We start from the raw sequence: 20,271 nt of genomic DNA, 5'->3' as shown, positions 1-20,271 counted from the left end.
CACCTCTGTAGGAGCTGCCGAAGGCTGCGATCTTTTATTCTGCTGGCAGAGTCAGCCGCTGCCCGGCCATCAACAACGACAACCGACTCAGGCTCATCCACGGCGAGCCGGCGGCCTGGCCCTTGATCTGCGCATCGATGCGCTGGGCTTCGAGCAGCAATTGTGCCCAGCGCGGTGCCGAATAGCGTTGCAGGGCCTTGCTCATCAGGGGTTTGCGCTTGTCCCAGACGGGCGGGCGGGCCTGGCTGAAGGCTTTGTCCAGCGGTACGCCCTGGCTGTATTGCAGGGACAGGTTGGCCAGCAGGCGCAACTCCCGGGCCAGGGCCCAGAGGATCACCGGCGGCTCGACGCCTTCGCCCCGCAGGCCTTCGAGCATGCGCAGGGCATGGGCGGCTTCACCGTTGAGGATCGCATCGGTCAGGCCGAAGACATCGAAGCGCGCACTGTCGGCCACGGCAGCCTGCACCGTTTCCACGGTGATCTGCCCGCCTTCGGCCATCAGCTTGAGTTTTTCGATTTCCTGGGCGGCGGCCAGCAGGTTGCCTTCGACCCGGGCGGCAATCAGCTCCACCGCGTCCTGGCTGGCCGAGAGTCCGGCCTGGGACAGGCGTTGGCGGATCCAGCTGGGCAACTGGCTGACATCCACCGGCCAGATCTGCACGAACTGGGTCTGCGGGCCTTCGACCAGGGCCTTGCCCCATTTGGTCTTCTGCGCGCTGCCGTCGAGTTTCGGCAAGCTGATGAGCAGCACCGTGTCCTCGGCCGGGCGTGAGCAATATTCGATCAGCGCGGCGGCGCCCTTGTCCCCGGGTTTGCCGGAGGGCAGGCGTAGTTCCAGCAGGCGTTTTTCGGCGAACAACGACATGCTCGCCCCGGCCTGTAGCAGCGTGCCCCAGTCGAAACTGGCGTCGGCGGCGAAGACCTGGCGCTCGTCGAAACCTTGCTGGCGTGCAGCCGTGCGGATGGCGTCGGCGGCTTCCTGGCACAGCAGCGGGTCATCGCCACTGATGACGTAGACCGGCGCGAGGGCGCCTTGCAGGTGTTTGCCGAGTTGGGCGGGAGCGAGCTTCATAAGAGAAAGCGAGCGGGGCGCCGGAGCGCCCCGCAAGGCTTATTCAGCCGGGATCTGCATCGGCGACTGTTGCGGGGTTTCCGCTTCAGCCTTGCGCGCCGCTTCCAGGGCTTCGGCCTCGGCCTTGGCCTTGGCGTTGGCGGTCTGTTGCAACTGGTCCAGTTGGGCCGGGCTCAGCTGTTGCAGACGCAGCATCATCCTTTGTACGAGCTCACGACGCATTTCGCCGCGCACTTCGATGGACTCCTGTTCGGAACCGGTGATGTTGTTGCCGTCGTGCAGGTAGACCTTTTGCACCTGGAGCTTGTCGTCCAGCAGTGTCAGGTCGTTCTGGCCGCGGATCTCATAGTTCAGCACGTTGGTCAGTTCGTACTCGGCCGAACGACCGGCGCCGGCGTAGCTCAGGCTGCGCTGGCTTTGCTGTTCACTGGCCAGCACCAGCTTGTACGGGGCGCCGTTGTAGACTTTCACGCCGCTGTTCTCCAGGGTCTGGCGCAGCATTTTCACGGTTTCGCCATAGGCGTCCCGTGCGCTGAGGTCCAGTTCCTTGATCGCCAGCTCGGTGGTGCCGGTGCCGCGCAGTTGGAAGCCGCAGGCGCTCAACAGGACCGCCAGGCCCACTACCAGCAGATTACGTTTGATCATCTTGTTGCTCCCCTTGAACCCTATGGGGGTCGACCATGCGACCCCGCAGGTTGTATTCGGCGCCAGGCTTGAGCCTCGCGCCCGATCCAATTAGCTTGCGACGATGTTGACCAGCTTGCCGGGCACGACGATCACTTTGCGAATCGTCAGGCCATCGACAAAGCGCAGCACGTTTTCATTGGCCCGCGCAGCGGCTTCGACTTCTTCACGTGTGGCGGCGGCGGGCATTTCGATCTGGCCGCGCAGCTTGCCATTGACCTGGATGACCAGGGTCAAGCTGTCCTGCACCAGCGCGGTTTCGTCCACCACCGGCCAGCGAGCGTCGATCACCGGGTCGGCGTGACCCAGTCGATTCCACAGCTCGTGGCTGATGTGCGGGGTGATCGGCGCCAACAGCAGCGTCACGGCTTCCAGGCCTTCGTGAATCAGCGCGCGATCCTGCTCGGTGTCTTGCGCGGCTTTTTCCAGCACGTTCATCAGCGTCATCACCTGGGCGATGGCGGTGTTGAATTTGTGGTTCTGGCCGACGTCATGGCTGGCCTGCTTGATGGCCAGGTGAATCGAGCGACGAACGGCTTTCTGCTCATCGTTCAGGCCGGCGATGTCCAGTTTGCCCGGCAGGCCCTGGGTGACGTGGGCTTGGGCCAGGCGCCAGACGCGCTTGAGGAAGCGGTGCGAGCCCTCGACGCCCGAGTCGGACCATTCGGCGCTCATGTCAGGTGGCGAGGCGAACATCATGAACAGGCGGCAGGTGTCCGCGCCGAACTGGTCGATCATCGACTGTGGGTCGACGCCGTTGTTCTTCGACTTGGCCATTTTCTCGGTGCCGCCGATTTCCACCGGCAGGCCGTCGGCGATCAGCCTGGCGCTGATGACCTTGGCCTTGCTGTCGCGTTCGAGCTCGACGTCGCTCGGGTTGAACCAGGTGTAGGCACCGTTGGCTTCGCGACGATAGTAAGTCTCGGCGATCACCATGCCTTGGGTCAGCAGGTTCTTGAACGGCTCGTTGGAGCTCACCAGGCCTTCGTCACGCATCAGCTTGTGGAAGAAGCGTGCGTAGAGCAGATGGAGAATGGCGTGTTCGATGCCGCCGATGTACTGGTCCACCGGCAACCAGTGGTCGGCCGCGGATTTTTCCACCAGGCCGCCTTCATAGTGCGGCGAGGCGTAGCGCGCGTAATACCAGGAGGACTCGACGAAGGTGTCCATGGTGTCGGTTTCACGCTTGGCCGGTGCGCCGCATTTCGGGCAACTGCACTCGTAGAACTCGGGCATGCGTGCCAGGGGCGAGCCGGCGCCGTCGGGCACGACGTCTTCTGGCAGGACCACGGGCAGTTGGTCTTCCGGCACCGGTACGTCACCGCAGGTGTCGCAATGCACGATCGGGATCGGGCAGCCCCAGTAGCGCTGGCGACTGATGCCCCAGTCCCGCAGGCGGAACTGGGTACGCGAGGCACCGAGGTTCTTCTTGATCAGGGCGACTTCGATGGCATCGAATGCACCTGCGAAGTCCAGGCCGTTGAACTCGCCGGAGTTGATCAGTTCGCCGTGTTCGCCATAGGCGTCCTGCCAAGGTGCCGGAGTCTGGTCGCCGGCGCTGGTGCGCACGACCGGTTTGACCGGCAGGTTGTACTTGTGGGCGAATTCGAAATCCCGTTCGTCGTGGGCCGGCACGGCCATCACCGCGCCGTCGCCGTAGTGCATCAGCACGTAGTTGGCGACCCATACCGGCAGCTTCTCGCCGGTGAGCGGGTGCTCGACGAACAACGACGTCGCCAGGCCTTTCTTCTCTTGAGTGGCGACATCGGCTTCGGCGACGCTGCCGCCCTTGCATTCGGCGATGAACGCCTGCAGCTCGGGGTTGTTCTGTGCCGCCAGGGTGGCCAGCGGATGCTCGGCGGCCACGGCCACATAGGTGGCGCCCATCAACGTGTCCGGACGGGTGGTGAAGACTTTCAGGGTGCCGGCTTCGCCAATGGAGGCGACGTCATACGGGAACTGCACTTCCATGCCCCGGGACTTGCCGATCCAGTTGCGCTGCATGGTCTTGACCTGCTCGGGCCAACCGGTCAGCTCGTCGAGACTCTCCAGGAGTTCATCCGCGTAGGCGGTGATCTTGAAGTAGTACATGGGGATCTCGCGCTTTTCGATCAGCGCGCCGGAGCGCCAGCCGCGGCCGTCGATCACTTGTTCGTTGGCCAGTACGGTCTGGTCCACCGGGTCCCAGTTCACGGTGCCGTTCTTGCGGTAGATCACGCCTTTTTCGAACAGGCGGGTGAACAGCCATTGTTCCCAGCGGTAGTAGTCCGGCTTGCAGGTGGTCACTTCGCGGGACCAGTCCACCGCCAGGCCCAGGCTGCGCAGCTGGGTCTTCATGTAGGCGATATTTTCGTAGGTCCACTTGGCGGGGGCCACGTTGTTCTTCATCGCGGCGTTTTCCGCCGGCATGCCGAAGGCGTCCCAACCCATGGGTTGCAGGACGTTCTTGCCTTGCATGCGCTGGTAGCGGGAGATCACGTCGCCGATGGTGTAGTTGCGCACGTGCCCCATGTGCAGCTTGCCGCTGGGGTAAGGGAACATCGACAGGCAGTAGTAAGTCTCCTTGCCTGGCTGTTCACTGACTTCAAAGGACTTTTGCTCGTCCCAGAACGACTGGGCGGCGGCTTCGATTTCACGGGGCTGGTAGTGTTCGTGCATGGCTACTTTTGTACTGAATGGGGTGGCCCAATCCTCTTCGTGGCCATACTGGACGCAGACGACGCCGAATGCGGCGTTTTCGATGCCCAGCCAAGCTGGAAGTGGAGTTACAGGAAGCGCCGTAGCATACATGACCGTGCTCTACCGAGGGAAACCCTGATTGCGTGCTGGCCGTCGACGATCGCTGGCCGGAACCCGTGTCCAGGGCCGTTGGTCGCGGCGCCCTGCCGGTTTGCCCAGCGAAGCTAAGCTTCTCAATGGGGAGTGAGTCTTATCTTCAATGAGGTGAGGGATGGTTGAATCACAACGAAAAGTCGCTACACCTGAGTTGTATGAAAAACTGATCGATCGTCTCGGGGTGGCCCTGGACGCTGCAAGAACCGCCGGCCGCTTGCGTGATGAGCGTCCGGTAGAGCTGGAGCTGCGTGGCTTGAGCCCCGCAGAGTTCGAACTGGTCGAGGCTTACCTCGAACAGGCCGGACATCAACCCCCCGCCAGTGGGGCCCAGGTAATCAAGCGTCTCGATGCGCCCCGTTCGGCCAAGGTTGTATGGCTCAAGGACCGGACGCCTGACAAGGATGCTGTAAAGGTCCGGTCACTGCAGTTCAAGTAACGCCGGATTCACGCGTGTCGCTTTTTTCGATTCAAGGTTTTTTCGAATCTGTTGTCGCTTTGCGTCAACCCACCTAGGCTTCGGGCATCTATGGAGATGCCCGATGCCGTTTCGCTATTTCATCAAACAACTTTTATTGCCGCCCGGCATTCTTTTGCTGTTGTTGGCCCTTGCCTGGTGGTGGCGTCATTCGCGGCCGCGCCTGGCTCGCCTGTGTTTCGCCGCGGGCCTGGGCGGCTTCTGGCTGATGAGCCTGCCGGTGGTGGTGCAGTGGAGCGCCAAGGCACTGGAGCGTGAACCGCCGTTGCCGCGCAGCGAATGGGCGACCCTGGCCCAGCGTGCCGACGCCATCGTGGTGCTGGGGTCCGGTCGCGAGCGCGGTGACCTGGCCTGGGGTTCCGACCAGCCCACTGGTGTCGGCCTCGAACGCCAGCGTTATGCGGCGCGACTGGCCAAGGCTTCGGGCTTGCCCGTGCTGACGACCGGCGGCTTGCACTACGGCACCCCACCCAGTGAAGCGAAGTTGATGGCCGATTCGATGCAGGACGACTTCGGCGTCACCGTACGCTGGCAGGAAACGCGCAGCCGCACGACCTGGGAAAACGCCCGGATGAGTGCCGAGATCCTGCTGCCGGAAGGCATCAAGCGGGTCGTGGTGGTGACCCAGGCGTGGCACATGCCACGGGCGGTCTGGAGTTTCGAGCGGTCAGGATTTGAAGTGGTGCCGGCGCCTGTCGGCTTCCTGGGCCCGGACAACGCCCGGCCACTGGGTGGCTGGATGCCGGAGTTCAAGTCGATCTGGCAGTCCGGGCAGTTGATGAATGAGGCGATGGGGTTGGTGGGGTATTGGTTGTTCTATCGCTGAGCACTGTTGCGGCGAGGGATTATCCCGCTGGAATGTGTCCGTAGGAGCTGCCGAGTGCAACGAGGCTGCGATCTTGCCCCAGACAATTGAGTCGCGAGCGAAGATCAAAAGCTCAAGATCAAAAGATCGCAGCCTTCGGCAGCTCCTACAGAGTGTTAAACCGTCTTGGCCATCCGGCTCGCCACCAACGCCCAGCCCAGCAGCAACACGCACAAGATGATCAGTGGCCACGAGCGCCATTGCAGGTACGGGGTCAGGTCGTGCATCGGCACCACTTCGCCATACAGGATGCCGCGTTCGAATTGCGGGATCTGTGCGGTGATCTGGCCGAAGGGGTTGATCAGGCCAGTCACGCCGTTGTTGGTGGCGCGAATCATCCAGCGGCCGGCTTCCAGGGCGCGCATCTGGGCCATTTGCAGGTGTTGCAGCGGGCCGATCGAGGTGCCGAACCAGGTGTCGTTGCTGATGGTCAGCAAAAGGTCGCTGCGCGCCGAGAGGCTGGCGGCGAATTCCGGGTAGACCACTTCATAGCAGATGAACGGGGCGATCTGGTAACCCTTGGCTTGCAGCAACGGCTGGTCGACCGGGCCCCGGGCGAAGTCCGACATGGGCAGGTCGAAGAAGGCGATCAGGCCGCGCAGGATGTCCTGTAGCGGCACGTATTCGCCAAACGGCACGAGTTTTTGCTTCAGGTAGGTACCGTCACCTTCGCCGGTCACGGTGATGCCGTTGAAGTAACGCTTCTCGTGGTGCACCAGTTGCCGAATCGGCACACCGGTGATCAACGCTGAATGCCGCTCGGCGGCGAAACTGCCCATCATGTCCAGGTAGCCCTGGGCGGATTCCTTGAGCACCGGCACCGCGGTTTCCGGCCAGATCAGCAGGTCGACGCGCTTGGAGGCGAAGCTCATGTCGCGGTACAGCGCCAACTGCGCGTTGAGCTGTTCGGGGTCCCACTTCATGCTTTGTTCGATGTTGCCCTGGATCGCCGCGACGCTCAGCGGGTCGCCCGAGGGGCTGGTCCAGGCATGCCCCTTGAGGGCCATGCCGGCCACCCACGGGCCGATCAACAGCAGCACGCCCGCGGCAATAAAACCTTTGCGGGCGCCGCGGATCAGCCGGGGCGCGTTGTACAGCAGCGCGGCGGTCAGGGCCAGGGTGAAGGAGATCAGCCACATCCCGCCCAGCGGCGCGAGGCCGGCCAGGGGGCCGTCGAGCTGGCTGTAACCGGAATACAGCCACGGGAACCCGGTGAGGAACCAGCCGCGGAAGGCTTCCTGGCCCAACCACAACGCGGCGAACGCCAGGGCATCGGCCAAGGGCGCCTCGTTGCGGCGCAGCCAGCGCGCCCACAGCCAGGCGGGCAGGGCGAAGAACCAGGCGATGGCGGCGATGAACAGCAGCATCAACAGCCCGGCGAGCAGCACCGAGGCGCCGCCGAAGTTATGGATGCTGACGTAGATCCAACTGGTGCCGGCGCCGAACAGGCCAAAACCGAAACACCAGCCACGGCCCAGGGCCTGACGCGGCGAAAGCTCGCGCAGCCCGGCATAGAACAAGCCGACTGCCAGCAAGGCCAGCGGCCAGAGGTCGAACGGCGCCAGGGCCAGGGTGGTGATCGCACCGGCCGCCACGGCCAGCAGGTTACCGGGCCAGCCGGGGCGGGTTATCCAGCGCATGTATATCCTTAGCGGGTCTCGCAGGGGTTATCGGCCAATGGGTGACAGGCGCAGCAAGTGAATCCGGCGGCTGTCGGCATTGAGGATGCGGAAGCGCCAGGAGCCGATTTCCGTGGTTTCGTTGCGCTTGGGCAGGTGCCCGAAAGCACTCATCACCAGGCCGCCGACAGTGTCGAACTCATCGTCGGAGAATTGACTGTCGAAGAATTCGTTGAAGTTCTCGATCGGCGTCAGGGCCTTGATCAGGAAGTCACCGCTGGGCAGCGGCTTGATGTAGCTGTCTTCCTCGACATCGTGCTCGTCCTCGATGTCGCCGACGATCTGTTCGAGTACGTCTTCGATGGTGACCAGGCCGGCCACGCCGCCGTATTCGTCGATGACGATGGCCATGTGGTTGTGGTTGGCGCGGAATTCACGCAGCAGCACGTTCAGGCGCTTGGACTCGGGCACGAAAGTGGCCGGGCGCAGCAGGTCCTTGATGTTGAAGCTGTCGCCGTTCTCCTTGAGGATCAGCGGCAGCAGGTCCTTGGCCAGCAGTACGCCCATGACGTCGTCATGGCTCTCGCCAACGACCGGGTAGCGCGAGTGAGCGGAGTCGACCACGGCGGGCAGGAATTCACGGGGGGTCTGGGTCGCCTTGATGCTGACCATTTGCGAGCGCGGGACCATGATGTCCCGCACTTGCAGGTCAGCGACCTGGATGGCGCCTTCGACGATGGCCAGCGCTTCGCTGTCCAGCAGTTTGTTCTGGTGCGCATCGCGCAGCAGCTCCAGCAGCTCCTGGCGGTTTTTCGGCTCATGGGCAAAAGCCTGGGTGAGCTTGCCCAGCCATGACTTCTGCCCGTTGCTCGATCGATCTTCGCTCATAGCGATTACTCTGAATCCTTTGTCGTTACAGTTGATGTATCAGTGTTCGTCGCCGGCGTAAGGGTCGGGATGACCCAGCTCTGCAAGCAACGTCCGTTCCAGTGTTTCCATTTCTTCGGCTTCGTCATCTTCTATATGGTCGTAACCCAGTAGATGCAAGCAGCCGTGAATCACCAGATGGGCCCAGTGGGCCTCAGGGGTCTTGTCTTGTTCCGCCGCTTCACGCTCCACCACCGGGACGCAGATCACCAGGTCGCCCAGCAGCGGGATGTCGAGCAGTTCGTCGGGCACGTCGGCGGGGAACGACAGCACGTTGGTGGCGTAGTCCTTCTGCCGCCAGGTGTGGTTCAGCTCGCGGCCTTCGGGCTCGTCCACCAGGCGGATCGTCAGCTCCGAGTCGGCACTGCGCTGGCGCAGGGCCAGTTCGCACCATTGGCGGAACTGGGCCTCGCTGGGGGCGGCGCGTTCGCTGGCCACCTGCAGGTCGAGTTCAAGCATTGCGGCCATTGCCTTTGCTGTCGAGCGACTCTTCCTCGGCGCGATGCTCGAAGCGCTCGTAGGCTTCGACAATGCGCTGCACCAACGGATGGCGCACGACGTCCTTGGGCATGAAATGCGTGAAACTGATGCCCGGCACGTCCTTGAGCACCTGGATCACATGGTTCAGCCCGGACTTGGTGCCTTTAGGCAAGTCGACCTGGGTGATGTCCCCAGTGATGACGGCGGTGGAGCCGAAGCCGATCCGGGTCAGGAACATTTTCATCTGCTCGACCGTGGTGTTCTGGCTTTCGTCGAGGATGATGAAGCTGTTGTTCAGGGTACGACCGCGCATGTAGGCCAGCGGCGCGACCTCGATGACCTGCCGCTCGATCAGCTTGGCGACGTATTCGAAGCCGAGCATTTCATACAGCGCGTCATAGAGCGGGCGCAGGTACGGGTCGATCTTCTGGGCCAGGTCGCCGGGCAGGAAGCCGAGTTTTTCACCCGCTTCGACTGCCGGTCGCACCAGCAGGATGCGCCGCACCTGTTCGCGCTCCAGCGCATCGACGGCGCAGGCCACGGCCAGGTAGGTCTTGCCGGTACCGGCCGGGCCGATGCCGAAGTTGATGTCGTTGCCCAGGATTTCCTTCACGTAGCGCTGCTGATTCAAGCCGCGCGGGCGAATCATGCCTTTTTTCGTGCGCAGGGCCACGGCAGGTTCCGACGGGGCGTGGTTGTCGAGTTCTTCGACAGCCGATTCCTGCAGGAACAGGTGGACCGTATCCGGCGACAGCTCGCTCCCCTTGGTTTCCCGGTAGAGACGGCGCAGCAGGTTTTCCGCGGAGGTGGTGTGCTTGGGTTCGCCAATCAGCTCGAACTGGTTTCCGCGGTTGCGGATCTCGATGGCCAGGCGCTGTTCGATCAAGCGCAGGTGCTCGTCGAATTGCCCGCACAGATTGGCGAAGCGGCGAGCCTCAAAGGGCTCGAGAATAAAGCGATGTGGTTCGATGGGTGCGTTCAAGGTCGTTTTTAGCCGCCCAGGGGCAATTGAGATGAAACCAAGGATAGCGCCAGTAGGCTGGGTGCGAAAGCTCTTAAACAGGCGAATCCGATCACAAGGCTTGGCACGATTCACTGTGGGAGCGAGCTTGCTCGCGATGGGGGCCTTACATTCAACATGAGTATTGACTGTCATGCCGCTATCGCGAGCAAGCTCGCTCCCACGGGAAGTACGGGGTTACTGAATCAGCGAACCCCGCAGGGAGTGCGGTTGCGCGGCGTCAATGTGCACATCGGCGAACTGGCCGATCAGGGCCGGCGTGTCGCAACGGAAATTGACGATACGGTTGTTTTCGGTACGTCCTTGCAGCTCGCCGGGGTCTTTTTTCGAATAATCGGTCACCAGAATCCGCTGGACGGAACCGACCATTTGTCGGCTGATCTCGAAACCTTGCTGGTTGAGGCGGTGCTGCAAGGCGTTGAGCCGCTCTTTTTTCAGTTCTTCCGGGGTGTCGTCCGCCAGGTCGGCCGCCGGGGTTCCAGGGCGCTGGCTATAGACGAAGGAATAGGAGAAGTCGAAGCCCACGTCTTCGATCAGCTTCATGGTCTGCTGGAAGTCTTTCTCGGTTTCGCCGGGGAAACCGACGATAAAGTCCGAGCTGATGCAGATGCCCGGCACTGCCGCGCGCAACTTGCGCAACTTGGATTTGTACTCCAGCGCCGTGTGGTTGCGCTTCATGGCCGCGAGGATCCGGTCGGAACCCGATTGCACCGGCAAATGCAGGTGCTTGACCAGCTCGGGAACCTCGGCGTGGGCCTGGATCAGGCTGTCGGAGAACTCCAGCGGATGGGACGTGGTGTAGCGGATGCGGTCGATGCCGTCCACCGCCGCCACCACGCGGATCAGCTCGGCGAGGTCCGCCAGGCGCCCGTCATGGGTCAGGCCGCGATAGCCGTTGACGTTCTGCCCCAGCAGGGTCACTTCGCGCACGCCGTTTTCCGCCAGGTGGATGATTTCGGCGATCACGTCGTCGAACGGTCGGCTGACTTCCTCGCCGCGGGTATAGGGCACCACGCAGAACGTGCAGTACTTGCTGCAGCCTTCCATCACCGACACGTAGGCGCTTGGGCCGTCGATGCGCGGTTCGGGCAGGTGGTCGAATTTTTCGATTTCCGGAAACGAGACATCCACTTGCGGCAGCTTGGTGGCGCGCGCGGCGTCGATCATCTCCGGCAGGCGGTGCAAGGTCTGCGGACCGAACACCACGTCCACGTACGGGGCACGATCACGAATGGCCGCGCCTTCCTGGCTGGCCACGCAACCGCCCACGGCGATGACCATTTCCGGGTTGGCCAGCTTCAGTTCGCGCCAGCGGCCCAGCTGGGAATACACCCGGTCCTGGGCGCGCTCGCGGATCGAGCAAGTATTGAGCAGGATCACGTCCGCGTCTTCGGCGCGGGCGGTGACTTCCAGGGCCTGGTGTTCACCCAGCAGATCGACCATGCGCGAGCTGTCGTACTCGTTCATCTGGCAACCGTGGGTTTCGATGTAAAGCTTCTTGGCCATGGACGGAGTCATCACGTGATTCAAAGAACCGCGCATTATAGGGAACAAGTCCACCGGTTCCTACCGCTGTGCGAGCAGTGGCTATGCTATAGTTCGCGCCCTCATTTTTACCCGCCGATGTGTTTCGCCAGCCATGACCAAACGTGAAGCTCCAATCTACAAGGTGATTTTCCTTAACCAGGGCCAGGTGTTCGAAATGTACGCCAAGCAGATCTATCAAAGTGATCTGTGGGGCTTCCTGGAAGTGGAAGAGTTCGTCTTTGGCGAGCGCACGCAAGTGGTCGTCGATCCGAGCGAAGAAAAGCTCAAGGCGCAGTTCGAAGGCGTGGTGCGCAGTTTCGTGCCGATGCATTCGATCGTGCGCATCGACGAAGTCGAACGCCTGGGCACGCCGAAAATCAGCGAAGCCCGCGGCGCGGTCGGCAACGTGATGCCGTTTCCGATGCCGATGCCTGAGAAGTAGGAAATAATTTTATTGCTGCGCCGGGCTCTGTAGGAGCTGGCGAAGCCTGCGATCTTTTGATCTTGATCTTGGATTTTGATCTTTCGCTCTCGATTCAATTGCCTGGGGAAAGATCGCAGCCTCGTTGCACTCGACAGCTCCTACATCCTACATCCTACATCGGCCAAGAGACTGTGGGATTCAGGGCAGCGGCGAAAAAGGCGTACGCCCATCGGCGTTCTGCAATTCCATCAGGTATTTGCGAAAGATCTGGCCCAGCACCTGGGTCGCCACTTCCAACTCGTCGCGGGGCATCTGTTCGGCGACTTCGTCGGCGGTGTCCAGGGCATCTTCGGCGCCGTTGACCGCGGCCATCTTCAAGACGATGTAGGCCTGGACGTTGTTGGCCGGCACGCCTTCGCCATGGAAGAACATGCCGCCGAGCTTGAATTGCGCCTGGGCATGGCCTTGCAGCGAAGCTTTTTCGAAGTAGTTGAGGGCTTGCTTGAGGTCGCGGGGTGCAGCCTTGCCTTCGTAGTAGAACTCGCCCAACTCGTATTGCGCTTGTGCATCGCCTGCGTCCGCCGCTTTCTGACAGGCGTCGAGTGCCGGTGCGAGATCTTGTGGCTGGGTATTGAGCGTGCAACGGCCCAGCGCCGGGATCAACAACGAGTTGCCGCCTGCCTGTGCATTCGCCAGCAGCGGCTGAAGGAGCAACAGGCAGCCCAAGGCAAGGGTGCGGCCGGTGCGGTTCATGGGAATCGACTTACCTCTGAGGGGCGCGCGGACCCTCCGGGGGATCCAATAAGCGCGCATTATGAAATAAGCGGGGCCATCCTTACAAAGTCTTTACTCGTTTTTCTGCTGCACGGGAATGCTAATAGCAGCTTCGGGCATAAATACGTAGGAAAAGGGCGGGGGGGTGTCAGCAATCACTGACGCCAGCTTCAGCCAGCGTCAGTTATCCACAGGCTTACTTCAGTGCCGCGAAGGCCCGTTCGGCTGCATCGAGGGTGATCTTCAGCTCGGTCTCGCCATGGGCGATGGAGGTGAAGCCGGCTTCGAACGCACTCGGGGCCAGGTACACACCGCCGTCGAGCATCAGGTGGAAGAAGCGCTTGAACCGGTCGGCATCGCTGGCCATGACGTCTTCGAAGGTGACGATGTCATCGGCGCCACTGAAATACAGGCCGAACATGCCGCCGGCCTGAGTGGTCACGAAGGGAATACCCGCCGCATCGGCGCGGATCTGCAGGCCGTCGAGCAGGCGAGTGGTGTAGTCGGTCAGTTCGGCGTGGAAGCCCGGGCGGCTGATCAGGCGCAGGGTGGTCAGGCCGGCGGCCATGGCCAACGGGTTGCCCGACAGCGTGCCGGCCTGATAGACCGGGCCCAGCGGTGCGATGCATTCCATGATGGCGCGCTTGCCGCCGAAACAGCCCACCGGCATGCCGCCGCCGATGATCTTGCCGAAGGTGCTCAGGTCCGGCGTGACGCCGTAATGGGCCTGGGCGCCGCCGAGGGCCACGCGGAAGCCGGTCATCACTTCATCGAAAATCAACACCACGCCATGCTGGTCGCACAGGCTGCGCAGGCCTTCGAGGAAACCCGGCGCCGGCGGCACGCAGTTCATGTTGCCGGCCACCGGCTCGACAATGATGCACGCCACTTCCTGGCCGACTTCGCCGAGCATCTTCTCGACTTCTTCAAGGTCATTGAACGGCAGGGTCAGGGTGTGTTTGGCGAACGCCGCCGGCACACCGGCCGAACTCGGCACGCCCTGGGTCAGTGCGCCGGAGCCGGCCTTGACCAGCAGGCTGTCGGAGTGACCGTGGTAGCAGCCTTCGAACTTGATGATGCTGTCGCGACCGGTGTAGCCCCGCGCCAGGCGGATCGCACTCATGGTCGCCTCGGTGCCGGAGCTGACCATGCGCACCATTTCCATCGACGGCACGATCGAGCAGACCAGGTCGGCCATCTCGGTTTCCATCGCGGTCGGGGCGCCGTAGGACAGGCCGTGGACCAATTGGTTGCGCACCGCATCCAGCACGTCGGGATGGCTGTGGCCGAGGATCATCGGGCCCCAGGAGCCGACATAGTCCACGTAACGCTTGTCGTCTTCGTCGGTGACGTACGCGCCTTCGGCGTGCTTGAAGAACAGCGGGGTGCCGCCGACGCTCTTGAACGCACGAACAGGCGAGTTCACGCCGCCGGGGATGTGTTTCTGGGCATTGGCAAACAGGGTTTCGGAACGGGACATGGTTGGGCTCTCGAAAACGAAAAATGGACTATTTGATCTGCAGCAGCTCGTTGAAGGCGCGGGCGCGGCGCGTCACTTCAGCGCTGCTGTCGGCGCCGAACAGGCCGTGGACCACCGCCAGCAGGTCGACCCCGTGGGCCACCAGTGGAGCGGCGTTCTCCAGGGTGATGCCGCCGATGGCGCATACCGGAATATGCAGTTTGATGCGCGCCTGTCCGAGCAGTTCAAGGTTTGCGCTGGGGGCGCCGGGCTTGGTGTTGGAGTTGAAGAAGCGCCCGAACGCGACATAACTGGCGCCTTCGCTGGCGGCCTGTTCGGCCAGGGCCAGGCTGGCGTGGCAGGTGGCGCCGACGATCGCCTTGTGCCCTAGCAGCGCCCGCACCGGCGCCAACGGGCCATCGGTCTGGCCCAGGTGCACACCGACGCCCAGGCGCGCGGCCAGTTCGGCGTCGTCGTTGATGATCAACTGGCTCTTGTAGCGCTCGCACAGGTTGCGCAGGGCTTCGGCCTCCCGCAGGCGGCGGGCTTCGTCGCTGCTTTTGTCGCGGTATTGCAGCAGGGTCACGCCACCTTCCAGCGCCGCTTCGACATAAGCGAGGAACTTGCCGGCCAGCAGTTGGCTATCGGTGACGGCGTACAGGCCACGTAATTTCATTCCACAGGCCTCCGGTGCTACGAGCAGAAATCCAGCGGCAACCGACGCGGCACGAACTGGCCTTTGCCCAGCTGTTCGGCATCGCGCAAGGTGCGCCAGGTGTAATCCAGCGCTGTCTTGACGGCGCTGGCGAGTTGTTCGCCCTGGGCCAGCCGACCGGCCAGGGCGCTGGCCAGGGTGCAGCCGGAGCCGTGGTAGCTGCCGGGCAAGCGCTGGCAGGTAAAGGTTTCACGGCGGCCATCGCGGCTGTACAGGCGATTATGGACTTCATGTTCGTCGCCGTGACCGCCGGTGATCAACAGGTGTTTGACGAAGGGCAGCAGTTTTTCCGCGCACGCGTCGGCGCTGCCCTCGGGCAGTTCGGCGAGGATGCGTGCTTCGGGCAGGTTGGGGGTGGCGATGATAGCCAGGGGCAGCAGGCGTTCGCGCATGGCGTAGCCGACTTCATCCTTGCCCAGTCGCCCGCCACCGCCGGCGCGCAGCACCGGGTCGCAGACCATCGGCAGATGCGGGTGGGCCTGGAGCAGTTCGACCACCGTGTCGACCATTTCCAGTGAGCCGAGCATTCCCAGCTTGACCGCCGCTACCGGCGAATCGTTGAGCACGGCATTGGCTTGCGCCAGCACCCACTCGCGATCGAGTACGCGGAAATCGCTGACGTTGACGGTGTCTTGCACGGTCAATGCGGTTACGGCCGGGGCGGCATGACAGCCCTGGGCGAGCAGGGCTTCGATATCTGCCTGCAAACCGGCGCCACCACTGGGATCGTGGCCGGAGAGACAGAGGACTACGGGGCGAGAGCTGTAGATATTCATGGTGCGCGAGCTTACCACCAAACCCATTATCGGGCGCACGATCCTTGTAGGAGCTGTGTAGGAGCTGTCGAGCGAAGCGAGGCTGCGATCTTTCCATTGCCAATTGAATCGAGGAGCGAAAGATCAAGATCAAAAGATCGCAGGCTGCGCCAGCTCCTACACCCAGCGGGAGCGAACTCCCTCGCCACATTTGTCCAGTCCGGTGCCAACCTGACCAAAGCAACAGCTCTATCTCAATGCTTTTCTCTGAAACGCCCGTTCTAGAGCCTTCTGTAGGAAAAATTTCAATAGTGCAAATTGGCCATCAGCGGCTATGCTAGAGATGGATCCAACACATAACAGGTAATGCCGGTTTTACGTCTACTCAGGGAATGGGGGGCTTCCTGACTCAACCGGACAGGCCACGCTGGGGCTTAAATGCGCTATTTGCTGATGTTACTGCTGTGCTTGTCCCCTCTGGCAAGTGCCCTGGAATTCGATGAATTCACCCAAAGCCTACCCTTGGGCCATGCCTTGCAAGTGTTCGAGGACGCCGGCGGCACGGCCACCCTGGATGAGGTCCTGGCCCAGTCCGCGGCGGGTGCTTTCAAGCCCCACGACAAAGCCACGCTGAACGCCGGTTACTCGCGATCAGCCTTCTGGTTGAAAATCGACCTGCACTATCGCCCGGACAATCCGGATGCCCAGCGCACTTGGCTGCTGGAGCTGGCATACCCGCCGCTGGACCACCTCGACTTGTACCTGCCCGACGCGGCGGGGACTTATCGCCTGGTTCGCCAGACCGGTGATGCGTTGCCGTTCGCTAGCCGCGAGATCCGCCAGAACAATTACCTGTTCAGCCTGGCGTTCAAGCCCGAACAGCAACAGACCGTCTATTTGCGCCTGCAAAGCCAGGGTTCGATCCAGGCGCCGTTGACGCTGTGGTCGAGCACCGCGTACCTCGAGCAACAGCCGGTGCGCCTGTATGTGCTGGGCATCATCTATGGCGTGCTGCTGGGGATGCTGGTGTACAACCTGTTCATCTACCTGAGCGTGCGCGATACCAGCTACCTCTATTACATTTTCTACATCTCCTCGTTCGGCCTGTACCAATTGTCGGTCAATGGTGCCGCCGTGGAGTACTTCTGGCCGGACAACCCCTGGTGGGCCAACGCCGCGACGCCGTTCTTCATCGGCTGCGCGGGCCTGTTTGGCAGCCAGTTCGCCCGCAGCTTCCTGCAAACCGCCCGGCATGGCCGCTGGATGGACCGCATGCTGCTGGCACTGATCGGCTACAGCGCCGTGGTCATCAGCCTGTCGCTGATGACCAGCTATGCCCTGGCCCTGCGCCTGGCGACGGCGTTGGCGCTGGTGTTCACGGTGGCGATCTTTGCCGCGGGGCTGTTCGCCTGGTGGCGTGGCCTGCGGGTGGCGCGCTATTTCATCATTGCCTGGTCGGCGTTTCTGCTGGGGGGCATCGTCAATACCTTGATGGTGCTGGGCTACCTGCCGAACGTCTTCCTGACCATGTACGCCAGCCAGATCGGCTCGGCCATCGAAGTGGCGCTGTTGTCCCTGGCCTTGGCCGACCGCATCAATGCCATGCGCGAGCAGCAGGCCCAGACCTTGTTGGACGCCGGGCAGAAACTCGAAGTGCTCAACCAGCAACTGGCCCACGGCAACAAGCTCAAGGATGAATTCCTCGCCACCTTGACCCACGAACTGCGCACGCCGATGAATGGTGTGATCGGTTCCCTGGAGTTGATGGAAACCGTCGAGATGGACGAGGAACTGACCCAGTATCAACAGACCGCCGCCGGGTCGGCGCGGGACATGATGCGCATGGTCAATGGCATCCTCACCCTCACCGAGTTGCAGGCCGGCAAGCTCAAGGTCTATCCGGCGCCGTTCAGCCTGCGTGGGGTGATCGATGCGCTGCAGGTGCAGTTCGGCGCCAATGCCGCGGCCAAGGGCCTGGATTTCAAGGTCGACGTGTCCCCGGGCCTGGCGGACCGGTTGATCGGCGACAGCGGCAAACTGGCCCAATGCCTGGAATGCTTGCTGGACAACGCGATCAAGTTCACCCGGTTGGGCGGCCTGGCGCTGCGCGTCAGCGGTCGGCCGACGGAGCTCGATCGGCTGGTGTTGTCCTTTGCCGTCATCGACACCGGGATCGGCTTTACCGACCTGGGGGAAGCGACCTTGTACCAGCGCTTCTTCCAGCTCGACGGCTCGATGACCCGCGAATATGGCGGTCTCGGCGTGGGCCTGGCCATCTGTCGGCAACTGGTGGAACTGCTGGGCGGGCGCCTGACCCACACGTCCGAGCCCGGTCGCGGCAGCCGGTTCCAGTTGGACGTGGAGTTCGACGTGGCCTTGCCGGCGGCGGTCCCGACGCCGTTTTCCTTCGGTGGCCGCCAGGGCTCGCGCCAGCCCCAGGATTGCACGGTGCTGCTGGCGGATGACAACAACATCGATCAGTTGGTCATGCGTGGCATGTTGCTCAAGTTGGGTTATCGGGTGCGCACCGCCGACAGTGGCCGCGCCGCGCTGGATCTGCTGCACGGCGAGCGTTTTGACGCGGTGCTGCTCGATTGCCAGTCGCCGCCGCTGGACGGTGTGTCGGTCTGCTGCCAGATCCGCGCGTTGTCTGGTTGCGAAGAGCTGCCGGTACTGGTGGTCAGCCCGAACCTGGGACAGGAGCACTGTCCCTCGGGCGCGTTGATCGACTACCTGAGCAAACCGGTGAAATTCGACGCATTGCAGGCCACGCTCCAGCGCCGGGTGCTTTGCCCGAGGCAGGGCGAAAGCGCCGATATTTAGGCGTATATGACACTTTGTTCGGCCTGGAGGCGGTGCTTAACTGAATCCCTGGCCGATCGAGGAGCCCTGTCATGAACCTGCACCAGTTCGCTGAAACCCACGACGTCACCAATCAACCGCCGTCTCTGGATGGCGCTAACCTGTACCGCATCGACCTGCCGTTGCAGCAGTGGTCGCAACGCTTTGGGGCTGGCTGGGCGCAGGCGCGGATCGATGCGTATGGGGCGCTGGCCGGCGGGCCGTTGATGGAAGCGGGCTTCCTGGCCAATCAGAACAAACCGGTTTTTTCCAGCCATGACCGCTACGGCCATCGCATCGACCTGGTGGAATTCCATCCCGCTTATCATCAGTTGATGCGCACCGCCGTCGAGCATGGCCTGCCGAGCTTGCCTTGGGCCCATCCACAGCCCGGCGCCCATGTCGCCCGGGCGTCGATGACCTATCTGCACAGCCAGGCCGAAGCCGGTACGGGGTGCCCGTTGACCATGACCTTCGCCAGCGTGCCGGCGCTGCGCCTGCAACCGGATCTGGCCGAACGCTGGCTGCCGAAGGTGCTCGCCACCGAGTACGACCCGCGCAACGTCGGCATGGCCCACAAGGCCGGGGTGACCCTGGGCATGGCGATGACCGAAAAACAGGGCGGCACCGATGTCCGGGCCAATACCACCAAGGCCTATCCGGTGGGTGCCAGCGGCCCGGGCCAGGCCTATGAACTGGTGGGACACAAATGGTTCTGTTCGGCGCCGATGTGCGACGCTTTCCTCACCCTGGCCCAGACCGACAAGGGCCTGACCTGTTTCCTGCTGCCGCGCCATCGCCCCGACGACACGCGCAATCAGTTCTACATCCAGCGCTTGAAGAACAAGCTGGGTAACTGTTCCAACGCCTCCAGCGAAGTCGAGTTCCGTGGCGCACTGGCCTGGATGGTCGGTGAAGAAGGCCGAGGCGTGCCGACGATCATCGAGATGGTGGCCATGACCCGCTTCGATTGCATGGTCGGCTCCAGCGCCCTGATGCGCCAGGCGTTGACCCAGGCCAGCCATCACTGTGCGCACCGCAAGGTCGGTGGCAAGTTGTTGAGCGAACAGCCGCTGATGCAGAACGTCCTGGCTGACCTGGCGTTGGAAAGCGAGGCCGCCCTGGCCTTGAGCCTGCGCATGGGGCGGGCGCTGGACCATCTGAATGACGAGCATGAGGCCAAGTTCGCCCGGCTGGTGACGGCGGTGGGCAAGTACTGGATCTGCAAGCGCGCCCCCGCAATGATCAACGAAGCCGCCGAATGCATGGGCGGCGCTGGCTACGTCGAAGACAGCATCCTGCCGCGCCTGTACCGTGAAGCACCGGTCAACTCGACGTGGGAAGGCTCCGGCAACGTGCAGTGCCTGGATGTGTTGCGTGCCCTGTCCAAGGAGCCGGGTGTGCTGGAGGTCTTGTTCAGCGAATTGGGCGACGGCCACGGCGACAAGCGCCTGGCCGGCCACATCCACCAATTGCAGGCAGCTTTCAAGGATACCGACGACATCCAGTACCGCGCCCGGCAATTGACCGAAGACATCGCCGTCGGCCTGCAAGCCAAGCTGTTGCTGGAGGCGGGGAACAGTGAGGTCAGCGATGCTTTTATCGCCAGTCGCCTGGGTGCGACCGGCCGGGCGTACGGTGCCCTGCCTCGGGGTTTGAATGTCGAAGCCATCGTTACCCGTTCGACCCCGCACGCCCTTTAGAAACACCACATACCCCTGTGGGAGCGAGCTTGCTCGCGATGGCGTCGACCCTCCAGCCTCTATGGTAACTGACACACCTCTATCGCGAGCAGGCT

The 20,271-nt window shown here is 62.7% G+C and carries 17 protein-coding genes; 5 read left to right on the top strand and 12 right to left on the bottom strand.

Annotated elements, in window-relative coordinates:
* Positions 1-34: 34 nt before the first annotated feature.
* From holA to leuS, 3 genes are all read right to left on the bottom strand, one after another.
* On the bottom strand, positions 35-1,072 hold the full coding sequence (gene holA / locus BLU85_RS27005) for a DNA polymerase III subunit delta (RefSeq protein ID WP_092205540.1): 1,038 nt from the start codon (positions 1,070-1,072) through the stop codon (positions 35-37).
* 39 nt (positions 1,073-1,111) lie between these two features.
* Entirely contained in the window at positions 1,112-1,717 is a 606-nt protein-coding gene (lptE, locus tag BLU85_RS27000; protein ID WP_092205539.1) for an LPS-assembly lipoprotein LptE, read from the bottom strand.
* A 90-nt stretch (positions 1,718-1,807) separates the two neighbouring features.
* Positions 1,808-4,414 carry a leucine--tRNA ligase gene (gene leuS / locus BLU85_RS26995; protein WP_092205538.1) on the bottom strand — a complete coding sequence of 869 codons (2,607 nt, stop codon included), beginning with the start codon at positions 4,412-4,414 and terminating at the stop codon, positions 1,808-1,810.
* A gap of 292 nt (positions 4,415-4,706) precedes the next feature.
* Here leuS and BLU85_RS26990 point away from each other — a divergent pair, with 292 nt between their 5' ends.
* Entirely contained in the window at positions 4,707-5,027 is a 321-nt protein-coding gene (locus BLU85_RS26990; RefSeq protein WP_092205537.1) for a hypothetical protein, read from the top strand.
* A 103-nt stretch (positions 5,028-5,130) separates the two neighbouring features.
* Positions 5,131-5,892: a YdcF family protein gene (locus tag BLU85_RS26985; RefSeq protein WP_092205536.1), complete on the top strand. Its 762-nt coding sequence runs from the start codon at positions 5,131-5,133 to the stop codon at positions 5,890-5,892.
* A 155-nt stretch (positions 5,893-6,047) separates the two neighbouring features.
* Here the strand turns inward: BLU85_RS26985 and lnt are convergent, their stop codons facing one another.
* From lnt to miaB, 5 genes are all read right to left on the bottom strand, one after another.
* Positions 6,048-7,571: an apolipoprotein N-acyltransferase gene (gene lnt / locus BLU85_RS26980; RefSeq protein ID WP_092205535.1), complete on the bottom strand. Its 1,524-nt coding sequence runs from the start codon at positions 7,569-7,571 to the stop codon at positions 6,048-6,050.
* 27 nt (positions 7,572-7,598) lie between these two features.
* On the bottom strand, positions 7,599-8,438 hold the full coding sequence (locus BLU85_RS26975; RefSeq protein ID WP_092173903.1) for an HlyC/CorC family transporter: 840 nt from the start codon (positions 8,436-8,438) through the stop codon (positions 7,599-7,601).
* 39 nt (positions 8,439-8,477) lie between these two features.
* Entirely contained in the window at positions 8,478-8,936 is a 459-nt protein-coding gene (ybeY, locus tag BLU85_RS26970; protein WP_092205534.1) for an rRNA maturation RNase YbeY, read from the bottom strand.
* Positions 8,929-9,939, bottom strand: coding sequence for a PhoH family protein (locus tag BLU85_RS26965; RefSeq protein ID WP_092205533.1), 1,011 nt, complete (start codon positions 9,937-9,939; stop codon positions 8,929-8,931). The genes ybeY and BLU85_RS26965 overlap by 8 nt, the downstream gene beginning before the upstream one ends.
* Before the next feature lie 216 nt (positions 9,940-10,155).
* Positions 10,156-11,484: a tRNA (N6-isopentenyl adenosine(37)-C2)-methylthiotransferase MiaB gene (miaB, locus tag BLU85_RS26960; RefSeq protein WP_060740492.1), complete on the bottom strand. Its 1,329-nt coding sequence runs from the start codon at positions 11,482-11,484 to the stop codon at positions 10,156-10,158.
* Positions 11,485-11,617: 133 nt separating this feature from the next.
* On the opposite strand from miaB, the gene BLU85_RS26955 reads away from it, so the two are divergent.
* The gene (locus BLU85_RS26955; RefSeq protein ID WP_003185742.1) at positions 11,618-11,947 is read left to right on the top strand and encodes a DUF1820 family protein; all 330 of its coding nucleotides are present in this window, start codon (positions 11,618-11,620) and stop codon (positions 11,945-11,947) included.
* Positions 11,948-12,127: 180 nt separating this feature from the next.
* Here the strand turns inward: BLU85_RS26955 and BLU85_RS26950 are convergent, their stop codons facing one another.
* The 4 genes from BLU85_RS26950 to BLU85_RS26935 form a co-directional block, all read right to left on the bottom strand.
* Positions 12,128-12,682, bottom strand: a complete 555-nt coding sequence (locus tag BLU85_RS26950) for a tetratricopeptide repeat protein (RefSeq protein WP_072411482.1) — start codon at positions 12,680-12,682, stop codon at positions 12,128-12,130.
* 217 nt (positions 12,683-12,899) lie between these two features.
* Complete coding sequence (gene hemL / locus BLU85_RS26945) at positions 12,900-14,183, bottom strand: glutamate-1-semialdehyde 2,1-aminomutase (RefSeq protein ID WP_092205532.1); 1,284 nt, start codon at positions 14,181-14,183, stop codon at positions 12,900-12,902.
* A gap of 28 nt (positions 14,184-14,211) precedes the next feature.
* Positions 14,212-14,838: a thiamine phosphate synthase gene (gene thiE / locus BLU85_RS26940; RefSeq protein ID WP_092205531.1), complete on the bottom strand. Its 627-nt coding sequence runs from the start codon at positions 14,836-14,838 to the stop codon at positions 14,212-14,214.
* A 17-nt stretch (positions 14,839-14,855) separates the two neighbouring features.
* Complete coding sequence (locus tag BLU85_RS26935; RefSeq protein WP_092205544.1) at positions 14,856-15,653, bottom strand: hydroxymethylpyrimidine/phosphomethylpyrimidine kinase; 798 nt, start codon at positions 15,651-15,653, stop codon at positions 14,856-14,858.
* A 417-nt stretch (positions 15,654-16,070) separates the two neighbouring features.
* On the opposite strand from BLU85_RS26935, the gene BLU85_RS26930 reads away from it, so the two are divergent.
* Together BLU85_RS26930 and BLU85_RS26925 are read left to right on the top strand one after the other, a co-directional pair.
* A complete protein-coding gene (locus tag BLU85_RS26930; RefSeq protein ID WP_092205530.1) occupies positions 16,071-18,455 on the top strand; it encodes a 7TM diverse intracellular signaling domain-containing protein in 2,385 nt (794 codons plus the stop codon).
* A 71-nt stretch (positions 18,456-18,526) separates the two neighbouring features.
* Positions 18,527-20,176, top strand: coding sequence for an acyl-CoA dehydrogenase family protein (locus BLU85_RS26925; RefSeq protein ID WP_092205529.1), 1,650 nt, complete (start codon positions 18,527-18,529; stop codon positions 20,174-20,176).
* Positions 20,177-20,271 lie beyond the last annotated feature (95 nt).

The organism is Pseudomonas sp. NFACC14 (assembly GCF_900106885.1).
In the GTDB taxonomy this organism is placed as follows: domain Bacteria; phylum Pseudomonadota; class Gammaproteobacteria; order Pseudomonadales; family Pseudomonadaceae; genus Aquipseudomonas; species Aquipseudomonas fluorescens_AA.
This window is presented reverse-complemented; position numbering and strand designations above follow the sequence as displayed.

Coding starts and splice junctions, on each gene's coding strand:
- holA (WP_092205540.1), bottom strand. CDS start 1,072: ATGAAGCTCGCTCCCGCCCAACTCGGCAAACACCTGCAAGGCGCCCTC.
- lptE (WP_092205539.1), bottom strand. CDS start 1,717: ATGATCAAACGTAATCTGCTGGTAGTGGGCCTGGCGGTCCTGTTGAGC.
- leuS (WP_092205538.1), bottom strand. CDS start 4,414: ATGCACGAACACTACCAGCCCCGTGAAATCGAAGCCGCCGCCCAGTCG.
- BLU85_RS26990 (WP_092205537.1), top strand. CDS start 4,707: ATGGTTGAATCACAACGAAAAGTCGCTACACCTGAGTTGTATGAAAAA.
- BLU85_RS26985 (WP_092205536.1), top strand. CDS start 5,131: ATGCCGTTTCGCTATTTCATCAAACAACTTTTATTGCCGCCCGGCATT.
- lnt (WP_092205535.1), bottom strand. CDS start 7,571: ATGCGCTGGATAACCCGCCCCGGCTGGCCCGGTAACCTGCTGGCCGTG.
- BLU85_RS26975 (WP_092173903.1), bottom strand. CDS start 8,438: ATGAGCGAAGATCGATCGAGCAACGGGCAGAAGTCATGGCTGGGCAAG.
- ybeY (WP_092205534.1), bottom strand. CDS start 8,936: ATGCTTGAACTCGACCTGCAGGTGGCCAGCGAACGCGCCGCCCCCAGC.
- miaB (WP_060740492.1), bottom strand. CDS start 11,484: ATGGCCAAGAAGCTTTACATCGAAACCCACGGTTGCCAGATGAACGAG.
- BLU85_RS26955 (WP_003185742.1), top strand. CDS start 11,618: ATGACCAAACGTGAAGCTCCAATCTACAAGGTGATTTTCCTTAACCAG.
- BLU85_RS26950 (WP_072411482.1), bottom strand. CDS start 12,682: ATGAACCGCACCGGCCGCACCCTTGCCTTGGGCTGCCTGTTGCTCCTT.
- hemL (WP_092205532.1), bottom strand. CDS start 14,183: ATGTCCCGTTCCGAAACCCTGTTTGCCAATGCCCAGAAACACATCCCC.
- thiE (WP_092205531.1), bottom strand. CDS start 14,838: ATGAAATTACGTGGCCTGTACGCCGTCACCGATAGCCAACTGCTGGCC.
- BLU85_RS26935 (WP_092205544.1), bottom strand. CDS start 15,653: ATGAATATCTACAGCTCTCGCCCCGTAGTCCTCTGTCTCTCCGGCCAC.
- BLU85_RS26930 (WP_092205530.1), top strand. CDS start 16,071: ATGCGCTATTTGCTGATGTTACTGCTGTGCTTGTCCCCTCTGGCAAGT.
- BLU85_RS26925 (WP_092205529.1), top strand. CDS start 18,527: ATGAACCTGCACCAGTTCGCTGAAACCCACGACGTCACCAATCAACCG.